Below are 11,801 nucleotides of genomic sequence, written 5' to 3' on the forward strand. Positions count from 1 at the left end.
TGTTCGATAGATGTGTTGCAATACGCGCATCGCGCCGATCAGAACTTGTATTCGAAGTTCACTGCAAAGGTTCGGCCTGCGCCGGTTTGCAGTTCAATCGGGTTGGTGCGTGCAACAGCCGCAGACGCCGAGCTACCGTAGTTTGCGGCATTGGCGACGAAGTAGCGTTTGTCAAACGCGTTCAGCAGGCTGAAGTTGAAATAGCCGTTGTCGATCACTTGCCACTGAGCATGCAAATCGAGCAGGCCGTAACCACCCGGTTTGAAATCGTTCGCGCCCGATGTTTTCTTTACAGCGCTTGCAAAGGTCCCAACCGCCTCAAGACGCAAGTTATAATCCGGCAGATCTTTCGCCAGAGACAGAACCGCCGTCAGAGGTGGCGCTGTATAATCGGTTTGTGCAGAGCCAGGAGAGGCAACCTGCGTGCCCTCTTGGTAAGATGCGGAGAAGGTCCCAACCAGCGTGTCAGAAAACGCCCAGGACCCGGACGCCTCGATACCCTGAATCTCAACAGAAGACAGGTTGCGATAGGTATAGTTTGATGTCCCCGGAATGTTGTAGAATGGCTGGATGAAGTTGGTGTAGTCCGCGCGGAAGACGTTTACGGCAAAGAAACCATTGCCATATTCGCCCCGCAGACCGAGCTCGTAGCTTTTGACTTCTTCAGGCTCCAAGTTCGGTGCAGGGATCAGAGAGAAGAAGGCGCCGGGCAGCGATGTGTAGAGCTGTGACGCCGTTGGCATCTTGAAGCCTTCACCATATTTCGCCCACATGGAGTATGTGTCGTTAAAGCGATAGAGCGCGCCCAAGCTCTTGATCAGGCGCTTGTCACTGCGCGTGCGAGGTTCGTTGCCGGGGGCAACCTGGTAGTCTGCATCCGGTTCTGGATCGATGTCATAGGTCGCATAGCGCAAACCTGGGGTCAGTTCGAAACGGCCATCGCCAAAGATGATCTGATCCTGAATATAGATATCAGCACGTGTGGTTTTTGCATTGGCGAAGTTGAAGCCCACCCCCGCCTCCGGATCGACAGTTCCTTGCGTCAGATTGTTGGTCACGCGCGTACGGGAATAGTCTGTTGAGGTCAGATCACCGTCAAAGCCAAAGATCACATTGTGCTGTGCGGACCCTGTCACGAAAGATGCATCCGCCTGAATGTCCAGTTCGATGAAGTCCTCTGAGAAGTCAAGCTGATCATCGGTGATCACAGAATCCCCGGCCGCGGAGGTCGTTTGCCTGCGGCTGCTGGAGCTATAACTATGCGGCGTATAAGCCAGAACAGTTTTGACCGAATTGATGACACCGGTATCCAGAGTCAGTTCGTGCTCAAGCCCAAAGCGTTTGCGGCTCAGGTCAAGCTCACGATCGTCAGAATGCAGGGTTTCGCCAGTGGGCGCTCCAGTGAAACTGCTGAACTGCGGGCCGATGTTATACTTGTTGTTGACGGTTGTGGTGCGATCCAGAATATCTGCTGAGAATTCCAAGCGGTTGTTTGCATTTGGCGTCCAAACAGCTTTGAAGAGGCCGCGATCAGACGAAATGTCGGTGGGGTCCAACTCGTTACAGGGCGTTGCGCCAAACGACAGATTGCGGGGACATCCGTAGATTCCACCGTCTGCACGTGCATTGGAGAATTCCGCTTCGTTGGCATCCCGGTGAGCGTAGCCAAACATAACTTCGAGAGTATCGCCGAGGCGCTGCGCATAGCTCACAGACCCTGTGCTGGCGTTGTCGAGCGAGTCATAAGACAGAGACACCTCTCCACCCTTTTCGCGACCACGCAACAGATCTTCGGGGTCGATGGTTTCGAGCGCAACAATACCGCCCAGCGCATCCGCCCCCCACAGCACCGAGGCTGGACCTCTGACAACCTCAACTTGCTTGGTGAAGCTGGTGTCAAAGTAGTCTCGCGTGCCATCGGTGATACTTTCGGCCATGCGCGAGCCGTCAACTTGCAACTGGACCCGGTTGCCGCCAACGCCACGAATTGTAACCCCAGAGAAGGAATTGTAGGGATTCGCGCCTGATGTCTGGCGTGGCACCTCCACACCGGGGATCGTGCGGGCAAGCTCATTGATGTCTGAGATATTGCGCTGTTTGAGCTCTTCAGAGCCAACAACGGTGACATTTGCGGGGATGTCGAGCGGGTCAGAGCCAACACGGTCTGTGTTTACATAAATCGTGTCTAACTCAAACAGATCTTCGGCGACAGCTTCCTCATCGGGGGATGATTGACCATCGACTTGTTGTGACATGGCTGGGATGCTTGCAAGCAAAGCAGCGAGAGCGGTCGTCGCAAAAAGCGAGACACGCGCGTTGTTCCTAGGAACCATTGGAACCTCCGGCAGCAAGATAAAATTTTGGGAAAGTGCTAGCTTAGTCTTGCTCGCGGAGGCGCAACGGCAGGCAAGTGAATGCCCATTCAGTCCGCCTTCGTTGCTTCGTTAAGTTATTGTTAAAACTAAGTCAACTGAGGAACCGCAAGAAAGACTCTTCGTCCAGCAGGTGCAGGATAACGGCACACATCGTTCAAGGAGTATTAGGCAGGAGACGCAGCAAAGTAATCCCGCGCTTTTCCCATCTGGTTGGACCAACTCAGTTTGACACTGCCCGATAGGCTCGCTGCGAGCCCGTAGACTGACGCACAATGCCATGAAGGTCTAGGTTAGAAGGGTGCATTCACACACCTAAAAAGAGATTAACCGGCAACGTGCCTCAGATGTCGTGCTTTTCAACCGATACACTGATCTTGTCTGAAAGGGACGCCTTGAACTGCGCCATGTGGGCAGACTTGCCGTGCGCGTCAAGCGCCGAACGGCTTGCCCATTTTTCCAAAATCACAAGGCAGCCAGACTGTTCCTGATCCTCAAACGGACGATATGTCAGGCACCCCTCCTCTCTGCGCGATGCTTGAGCAAGCGCATCCACTGCGTGTTTCAGAGCATCAAACTCTTCGAGAGGCCCTGACACTTCGGCAATCACAAGGACAGTCATGTCAGTCTCTTTCAAAGTCTGCGTTTCTTTTGAGAAACCGAAAATTTGCCACGGCGTATTTCACGCCGTAGCGGCCTGTTCATGAAGTTCCGCCCAGATCGGCGCGAGCGCTTCGGTGAGTTTGCCGTAAAGCTGATACCTGCGTTCATAATGCGCCGTCATTGCTGGATTGGGCGCAAAGCTGGCACGCTGGCGCGTCATTTTCGCGATGCCTTCGGCATAATCGGCCACCAGCCCCGTGGCCACTGCCACACCAATAGCGGCACCCAACGCCCCGGTTTCCTGCGCCTGAGCAACAGAGATTGGAGCGCCCAAACAATCGGCAAACATCTGAGGCCAGTGTGGGCTGCGCGCCCCGCCCCCTGACAGAACGGCCGCGTCAAATTGCACGCCGGAGCCACGCAAGACATCAATGTGGCGGCGGTGCTCAAACATCACCCCCTCAAACAATGCACGCAGCAGGTGGCCTTCGCCATGCCAGCCTGCGACCCCGTAAAAGCCAGCGCGGTGATCTGCGCCCAGACCAGAGCCATACAAGAAGGGGTGAAAAAACGGATCATCGCTTTGCGGCGTGATGTCACCAACCCGCTGATTGCAGTGCCCAAACGGATCATCATGGTGCGCGCCGCGCTCCACCAACTCGCGAACATACCACTCCAGATTGACCGCAGAGGTCGCGCTGGATTCAATATTCACAAAGTGCCCGTCGCCAAAGGCGCTGACCATAAACACGTCTGGATCAAAGACCGGCGCGTCTGAAAACACCTGATTGATGCTCCATGTCCCTACGATGATTGAGGCGTCACCGGGCACCCCAGCACCAGACCCCAGCGCACTGGAAACCACATCAAAATATCCGCCAATCACAGGCGTGCCTTCTGCCAACCCGGTGAGCGCGGCACTTTCGGCTGTGACATATCCGATGACTTCGGCAGGGTCCGCCAAGCGTGGCAGACACTCCAGCGCTTCAGAAAGATCATATAGCGCCATGAGATCCGCATCGTAGAGCGCGTCCGGCAAGCGGGTGAGACCGCAGCCTGACATATCGGAAATATCGCTGACGCGTGCGCCTGTCAGGCAGTAATTCATGTAATCCTTGCACAGGAACACTGTTCCGATCTGCGCGTAGATATCTGGTGCATTGCGTTTCAGCCAAGCCAACAGAACCGGAGTTTGAGAGGGCCAGGGCTTTTGCAGGCAGATGCGATGCAAAGCATCCCCCTGAGTGTTTGCGAGATCTGTGGCAAGCTGCGCAGCACGCGTATCAAGAGACTGTATCCCGATCAGCGCCTCCCCCGCTTTGTCCAGCGCATAAAGCCCATTGCCATGACCTGCACACCCGACCCCGGCAATTTGTTTTGGATCAATGCCCGCGGTTTCGATACAGCTGCGGATCACCTGTTGGGCGTTGGCCCAAAGTTCGTTCATGTCGCGCTCTACATGGCCTGTTTTAGGCGAATGCGTTTGCCCATCCATGGCCTGCATGGCGATTTGCCGTCCCTCCAGATCAAACAACACAGCCTTGATGACTGTGTTGCCTGCATCCAGACCCAGCAGATATGTCTGTTCTTCAGCCACGGTTATAGATGTCCCATGCTTCTTCGCCGCCAGCGCCATTGTGGATCATCGCCATCAGAGCGCTGACCACGGCCTTTGGATTGTCATGCTGATAGATATTGCGGCCATAGACCATTCCTTTCGCGCCCTGCTGCATCAGCGCAGCCGATTTCATCAGAACATTTTTCAGATCTTCTTTGCCACCGCCGCGCACCAGCACCGGCACCCGTGCCGCTTCGACCACACGGTGAAAATCCTCGGGGTTCTCTGTTGGATCGGCCTTGATGATATCGGCCCCCATTTCGCTGGCCAGACGGGTGAGGGTCACAATTTTTTCGGCATTGCCATCGACTTGATAGCCGCCGCGCACATCATTGGGCAGCATCACCAGCGGTTCGATCATCAGGGGCATGCCGTATTTCTCACAAGATGCGCGCACGCGACTGATGTTTTCGACGCATTGGCGGAAGAGTTCCGGCTCATCCGGCAACATGAACAGGTTCACCACCACCGCAGCTGCATCCATCTCCAACGCACCGATGATCGGCTCCTCTGAGTTTTGCAACATGGACCACATCACCCGGTGACGCTGATCATTGTAGGGGTTGCCCATGTCAATGCGCATGACCAGCGCAGGCTTGTCTTTTTCGGGGCGATTTTGCAGCAGATCGGCCTGACCATAGGCGCATTGAATGGCATCCGGACCCGCATCAATCAGCGTGTTCATTACGGCAGGCATATCCTCCAGCCCGACCATAAAGCTCGGTTCGTTGCAGACGCCATGGTCGATGGCCACGTCAAGGCACCCCCCATTGGTGAACATCCGGTTCATGCGTGCTTTTGTACTGATGCGCATTGCGCTCTCCCTTTGGTATTACGTGATCTGAGTGTTTCGGGGCTGACGCCATGGAACTGCTGCAGTTCCTTGGTCAGCGCTTGTTTTTGCGCGGCAAGTGTTTCTGCGGAGATGCCCACCGTCTCACGCATCACCTCTGCGAGGGCGTCGATGATCTCGGCAGAGAGCACACCGGAAATCGCCAAGTCCGTGCGCCGCAGGGCAAGATCAGACAGGGTGGCGACGTGTTCGGAGCGGCTCAGGTGTGCCAGTTCTGCGCGGCTGTATAGGGTCGCCGGGGACAACGACTGATCGCCGTATGGGCAGTGCTTGGCGACATTCAGCGCATTGGTGCCATAGCGGCTGAGCAGATGAGCGGCGCGCGCGGCGCTTAGCCCGTTCTTTGCGCGCAAGGTTTGCAAGACAGCGGCAGACTGCCCCTCAAACCCTTTCCCGCCGCCGATCGACAGCCCCAAGGTATCGCATTTGCGCGACTGGCCTAGAATCCCCAGAGCCTCATCACAGACCTGTTCGGCAAAGGCGCGAAAGGTGGTCCATTTTCCCCCGATCATACAAAGCTGTGGGGGCCGCCCGTCACGCGCCGCAAGGTGGCGAATGTCATGGCCGCGCGAGATGCGGCCTGTGAAATCCTGATCACTTTGCGGCAATGGGCGAATGCCGGAGTAGCTAAAGACGATATCGCGTTCGTCAAACTGCATGTTCGGAAACACGTTTTGCAGAGACCCCAGAATATAACGTGTTTCCTCTGGCTCGCAGCGTACGCGGCCTGGCTTTTGAACCCGAATGTCGGTTGAGCCTGCCAGAACCTTGTCATGAAAGGGAAATACGATGCAGATGCGCCCATCATCGTTTTCAAAAAACACCATGCTGCCCTTAAGTGCAGCGTGCAGCTTGGGATGATCCAAGATCACATGTGATCCTCTGGTGCCTTCCACCATGGCTTTGTTGGTTCCCCCGCCCAATTGGGCAACGGTTTCATCGAGCCAAGCACCGGTGGCATTCACAATGAGCTTGGTTGTGATCTGAGTCTTCTGTCCTGAGATCTGGCACGTCAGGGTATAGCCTGCATCAGAGGGGGCAATTTCGGCGTAGTTCACCGCGACACAGCCCGCATGCGCCTCGGCAACATCGGCAATCATCTCAAGGCACAACCGCTCAGGAAAGCCGATCCATGCGTCATGATAGGTGGCGGTATACTTGGCCTCAGCCATCAGATCCGGCCAATCCCGTCGCGTGGTCTGTTCCCCGGCAAAACTGTGTTTCGGCATCAGGCGGCGTTTGCGCGTTACCCAGTCATACAGGGACAGTCCCAACTTGATCGGAAGCGCGCCACGACGGGAGGGTTTGCCACTTAGCCCCAAGAAAGACACCCCGGCATTCAGTAGCCCCGAAAACGTCGACGTGATCGGGATCACGGTGGGCAGCGGATGCACCATATGCGCCGCATTCAGCAGCAAGGCATCGCGTTCCTGCAAGCTTTCACGTACAAGATCAAACTCACCATTTTCCAGATAGCGCAAGCCACCATGGATCATGCGCGAGGGCGCAGCGCTGCATCCGCTGGCGAAATCGCCCCGTTCCACCAACAGCACGCGCAACCCCTGTAGCGCCAGCTCTCGGTACGTGCCGATCCCGTTGACACCCCCGCCGACAACCACAACGTCAAACGCTCCGTCTGCTTGAAGCTTCTGCCAGTTTTTGCTCCGCTGATCGGACATGACTTCTCCGTTCGCTGCCAGCCGGGGCTGGCGCGTTCTATTGCCGTGGTGGGTGAGGCATTGCCCCGATCAGGCGACCAAAACAGCCGCCTGGTGAAAGGACAGCGTGTTAGCCGTCTAGGTTGCTGAGGTGCGCGGCTGCGGCCTGACTGATGGTGGCAAGTTCAGCTTCGCTCAACCGGAGCAAGCCTGCCTTCGCATTCTCCGCCGCCTGATCTGCATCGCGCGCGCCACAAAGTGAAAATGTGATGCCAGGCTGTTGCAGCGTCCAGGCAATCACAATTTGCGCTTTGGTCGCGCCATGGGCCTCAGCAATGGGGGCGATCGCCGCCATCAACTGCGCCACCTTTTGACGGTTTGCCATCGAGAACCGCGGGTTGTCTTTGCGTTGATCATCGCCTTCAAACACCCGGTCAGGACCCATCTTGCCCGACAGCAATCCCAGCGCCAGCGAAGAGTAGCTCAGGATCGACACGCCCTGCTGCAGACAGAGCGGGGCCATCTCAACTTCGACCGCGCGGTTGACCATGGAGTATTCCTCCTGGACCGCATCTAGCTGGCCTGCGGCTAGGTAGGCGCGCACATCCGCAGGCGTTGTATTGCTTGCCCCGATAGAGCGGATTTTGCCCTGCTGCTTCAGAAGCTCCAGCGCCTCCATTGTTTCGACAACGGGCGTTGTCGGATCCTGCCAATGGGTGATGTAATGGTCGATATAGTCCGTGCCGAGACGTTTGAGACTCTGTTCGACCTCATAGACAATCGCATCTTTGCCCAGATAGCGATGTACGGGCGCGCCGTCATAATCAAAGAAGTGGTTGCCTTTCTGAGTGTGCCAGACAAGACCGCATTTGGTGGCAAGCACCACCTGATCTCGCTGGTTTTTGATGGCTTTGCCGACGATTTCTTCGGCAACACCCTGACCATAGGCAGGGGCCGTGTCGATCAGGCTGATACCGGCATCAATGGAGGCTTCAATCGCTTTGATTGAGCGCGCCTCATCCGTGCCGCCCCACATCCAGCCGCCAATCGCCCAGGTGCCAAGCCCAATGGCGGACGCCTTTATGCCCGACTGGCCGATTTCGCGTTTTAGCATTTCATGCGACATGTTCACTTCCTTCATATTGCTGCAGCACCGCTGCGGCCGTGTCTTCGTCCACGATCAAGGACTCCAGAAAACCACCATTCAGGGCAGCTTTGATCGGGCTCACTTTGCTGGTGCCTGCGGCAATGCCGATCACCCGCTCACATTGGCCAAGTTCCTGAGGAGACAGCGCAACAAGGCGCGAATTCAGGGCAAAATTCGCCACCGCGCCATTCTCGCGGATCAGATGGGCCATGAATTCTCCGACAACGCCTGTTCCCACCAGCATTTTGCGGTCTGCCTCGGGCACGGGGTGCAAGTCGTAGTAGCTTGACTGAGCCGGTTGAACGGAACCGATCCCAACAAGCGCGATGTTCGCGCGCCGCGCCAAGTCCAGCACTTCTTTGATTGAGGACACCCCCATCAACATGTCCCTCTGCGCCTGACTTTCCGCAAAGAGTGGCGCATGCAGGAGCATGGTCTTGCCCCCCAAGCGCTCCGCCAGACGTGTCGCCAGATGGTTCACATCGGTGAAGTACTTACCCTGCACTCCCCCAGTGAGCGGTACCACTGTGACGTCCCAGGCGCGCTCCACCTCCAGGCTATCGACCAAAGCGCTGACCGCCTTCCCGCCGGTGATTGCGATCACATCGCCATCTCTCAGGGTTTCTGTCAAATGGCTGGCCGCGGCGCGCCCAACCTGCTGCAATGTTGCCTTCTCACTGCCGTCCACCGTGGGGGTGACAACGGCGCTGTCGAGGCGCGCAAAGCGGCTAAGCGCGTCCTCCAGATCCATCAAACGCTGGAACGGGCTGTCGATTTCGATCTTGAGCATCCCAAGCTTGCGTCCCTGGGTGATCAACCGGTTCACTTTGGATGTTGAAAGGTTGAGCTCGCTTGCGATCTCTGACTGCTTTTTGCCTTCGATGAAATGTAGGACCAGCACAGCGTGGATTTGGCGCACCGTTTCAAAGTCTTGTCTGCGTTCTGCCATCCCCTTCACCTCAGCGCCGTTTCTTGTTGAGGTAGTGGTCGATGGTCACAGCCGCGAGCAGGATCGAGCCACGGATGATGTCCTGCCAATAGACCGACACATCCAAAAGTGCGAGCGAGGAGGACACCACAGACAACAGCACCGTACCAAGGATCGCCCCGAAGATAGAGCCAGATCCGCCATTCAGGCTGGCCCCGCCGATCACCGCTGCGGCGATCACATTAAGTTCCATCCCCAGACCAAAGGTCGGCTGCGCAGACCCAAAGCGCGCCATATAGATGATGCCTGCAAAACCACAGAGCGCAGAGCAAAGCGTGGTGGTCAGAAACACAACCTTCTTGGTGCGAATGCCGGAATAGGCCGCAGCTTTTTCATTGGAGCCGGTGTAAAACACTTTGCGGAACATGGTGGTGCGGCGCAGCATGAAATCGGCCGCAATCACAACCACAAAGAAGATGATGATCACTACAGGGATGGGGCCGATGGAGCCTTGTCCAATGAATTTGAACTCTGGTGGCAGCGTGTAGAGGCCAATGGGGCGGCCACCGGTGGCCAGCAAACAAATCCCACGGGCAATCACCATGATCGCGAGCGAGACAATAAAGTGATGCAAGCCGATCCGCGTGGTGAAAAACCCCATGAAAGAGCCAATAGCGGTGCAAGCAAAAATTGCCATCGCAGAGGCGACCCACGGATCGATCCCTTGCAAAAACAACCAGCCCGCAATGACGCCAGCAAGGGCTGTGACTGAGCCCACCGAAAGGTCGATACCACCGGAAATCAACAGGACAGTCATGCCGACCACCACGATGCCTTCCACCGCGAATGCCATGGTCATGGCGCGGATGTTCACCCAAGTCAGAAAATAGGGCGAGGCAAAGGACATGCCGATGAAAAGCGCCAGAATAATGACGATCAGCCCTGTTTCCCGCATGCGGATCAAGCGCCCCAAAAGAGAGTGCTCCTTGCTGTCATCGACGGCTCCGATGTTCACTGATTGCTCCATTTTCTCCCCCTTCATTGCGCTGCTGAGAGCGCCGCATCTGCGCCAGAGGCCAGATGCATGATATTTTCTTCTGTCATTTGATCGCCCGTTACCTCGCCCGTAATGTGGCCCTCGTGGATGACCAGCACACGGTCGCAGACACCGATCAATTCGGGCAGCTCTGAGGAAATCACCACGATGCCCACGCCTTCATTGGCGAGATCGCGCAAGATACGGTGGATCTCCACCTTGGCCCCCACATCGACTCCGCGGGTTGGCTCATCCAGAAAGATCAGACGCGGATTGACCGACAGCATTTTCGCGATGGCGACCTTTTGTTGGTTGCCGCCAGACAGCGAAGACACCGGATCATTCAGCCCGCCACATTTCAGATTGAGTTTGCGGCCGAGCCGATCCGCCTGATCGACTTCTTTGCGCGTCTGGATCAAACCAAGGCCGCTGGCGACCTGCTCTACTTTCAGCGCGGAGACATTGCTGGCGATGGACATGTCCAAAAACACGCCGTCGCCTTTGCGGTCTTCTGATAAATAGACCATGCCCGCCTCTATGCTGTCCTGATAGTCACGCAGCTTGAGCTGCGCTCCGTTCAGCCAGAGGTCGCCGGTGACCTCTCCCTCCAGCGCGCAGATACCTTTGGCAATTTCACTGCGCCCAGCGCCTATAAGACCGGCAAAGCCCAGGATCTCTCCTTTCTTCAGCGAGAAGGACACATCGCTGAAACGCGTGGCTTCGGTCAGGTTCTCAACCCGCAACACTTCTGTGTCGCTTCGATCATCGGGATGTTGCTTGTCTGGATAGAGATCCCCAAGTTCGCGCCCCACCATGGCATTCACCACGTCGCTCGGAGTGATGTCGGCGACAGTGTCGGTACGTACATAACGCCCATCCCGAAACACCGAGACCCGGTCGCAGTTTTCAAAGATCTCGACCATCCGGTGTGAGATATAGATGATGGAAATCCCACGATCCGCCAGCTGCCGCATGATGCCAAACAGCACCTGCGCCTCGGTTTCGGTCAGCGCGGCGGTGGGCTCATCCAGAATAAGCACGCGGCAATCAAGCGTCAGCGCCTTAGCAATCTCAACAAGCTGTTGATTGGAAATTGAAAGATCACGCACCAGAACCGCCGGATCAATGCTGGAAAGCTGCGCAAAGACCTGACGCGCTTTTTCTTCGATGCCCTTATAATCCATCAGAAAAGCGCGGCTAGCGTTGGTGGTCGCCATAAAGATGTTTTCGGCCACAGAGACATCAGGGCAAAGCGCAATCTCCTGATGTACAAAGCCAATCCCGCGTTTCTGCGCCTCCGCTGGGGACTGCATGCGCACTTTGTGACCGTCGAGCCAGATCTCGCCGCTGTCGGGCTGCAAGATCCCGTCGATGATGTTCATCAAGGTCGACTTGCCCGCGCCGTTTTCCCCGGCAATCGCGTGGATCTCTCCTTTGCGCAGCTCGAAATCCACCCCTTTCAGTGCCTTCACCGGCCCGAAGGATTTGGAGAGCTTGGATATTTTAAGGATTACATCCCCAGTCATAGCGCCCACTTTTCTCTGAAGTCTTGTTGTTGGAAGCAGCTGCCCCACACGCCAGCGGAG

9 protein-coding genes are annotated in these 11,801 nt (G+C 56.5%); all 9 read right to left on the reverse strand.

Annotated elements, in window-relative coordinates; translation table 11 throughout:
- Nucleotides 1–38 precede the first annotated feature (38 nt).
- Entirely contained in the window at nucleotides 39–2,255 is a 2,217-nt protein-coding gene (locus tag J7413_RS16915) for a TonB-dependent hemoglobin/transferrin/lactoferrin family receptor (protein ID WP_209100328.1), read from the reverse strand.
- 460 nt (nucleotides 2,256–2,715) lie between these two features.
- A complete protein-coding gene (locus J7413_RS16920) occupies nucleotides 2,716–2,994 on the reverse strand; it encodes a putative quinol monooxygenase (protein WP_209100330.1) in 279 nt (92 codons plus the stop codon).
- Between the two features lie 60 nt (nucleotides 2,995–3,054).
- Entirely contained in the window at nucleotides 3,055–4,572 is a 1,518-nt protein-coding gene (locus tag J7413_RS16925) for an FGGY-family carbohydrate kinase (protein ID WP_209100332.1), read from the reverse strand.
- The gene (locus J7413_RS16930; RefSeq protein ID WP_209100334.1) at nucleotides 4,565–5,407 is read right to left on the reverse strand and encodes a class I fructose-bisphosphate aldolase; all 843 of its coding nucleotides are present in this window, start codon (nucleotides 5,405–5,407) and stop codon (nucleotides 4,565–4,567) included. The genes J7413_RS16925 and J7413_RS16930 overlap by 8 nt, the downstream gene beginning before the upstream one ends.
- Nucleotides 5,380–7,125: a glycerol-3-phosphate dehydrogenase/oxidase gene (locus tag J7413_RS16935; protein ID WP_209100336.1), complete on the reverse strand. Its 1,746-nt coding sequence runs from the start codon at nucleotides 7,123–7,125 to the stop codon at nucleotides 5,380–5,382. The genes J7413_RS16930 and J7413_RS16935 overlap by 28 nt, the downstream gene beginning before the upstream one ends.
- Before the next feature lie 109 nt (nucleotides 7,126–7,234).
- The gene (locus J7413_RS16940) at nucleotides 7,235–8,230 is read right to left on the reverse strand and encodes an aldo/keto reductase (protein WP_209100338.1); all 996 of its coding nucleotides are present in this window, start codon (nucleotides 8,228–8,230) and stop codon (nucleotides 7,235–7,237) included.
- Nucleotides 8,220–9,200: a sugar-binding transcriptional regulator gene (locus J7413_RS16945; protein ID WP_209100340.1), complete on the reverse strand. Its 981-nt coding sequence runs from the start codon at nucleotides 9,198–9,200 to the stop codon at nucleotides 8,220–8,222. The genes J7413_RS16940 and J7413_RS16945 overlap by 11 nt, the downstream gene beginning before the upstream one ends.
- Nucleotides 9,201–9,210: 10 nt before the next feature.
- Nucleotides 9,211–10,206, reverse strand: a complete 996-nt coding sequence (locus tag J7413_RS16950; protein WP_209100342.1) for an ABC transporter permease — start codon at nucleotides 10,204–10,206, stop codon at nucleotides 9,211–9,213.
- A gap of 11 nt (nucleotides 10,207–10,217) precedes the next feature.
- A complete protein-coding gene (locus J7413_RS16955) occupies nucleotides 10,218–11,741 on the reverse strand; it encodes a sugar ABC transporter ATP-binding protein (RefSeq protein WP_209100344.1) in 1,524 nt (507 codons plus the stop codon).
- Nucleotides 11,742–11,801 lie beyond the last annotated feature (60 nt).

The sequence above is a fragment of the Shimia sp. R10_1 genome, assembly GCF_017744095.1.
GTDB lineage: Bacteria > Pseudomonadota > Alphaproteobacteria > Rhodobacterales > Rhodobacteraceae > Shimia.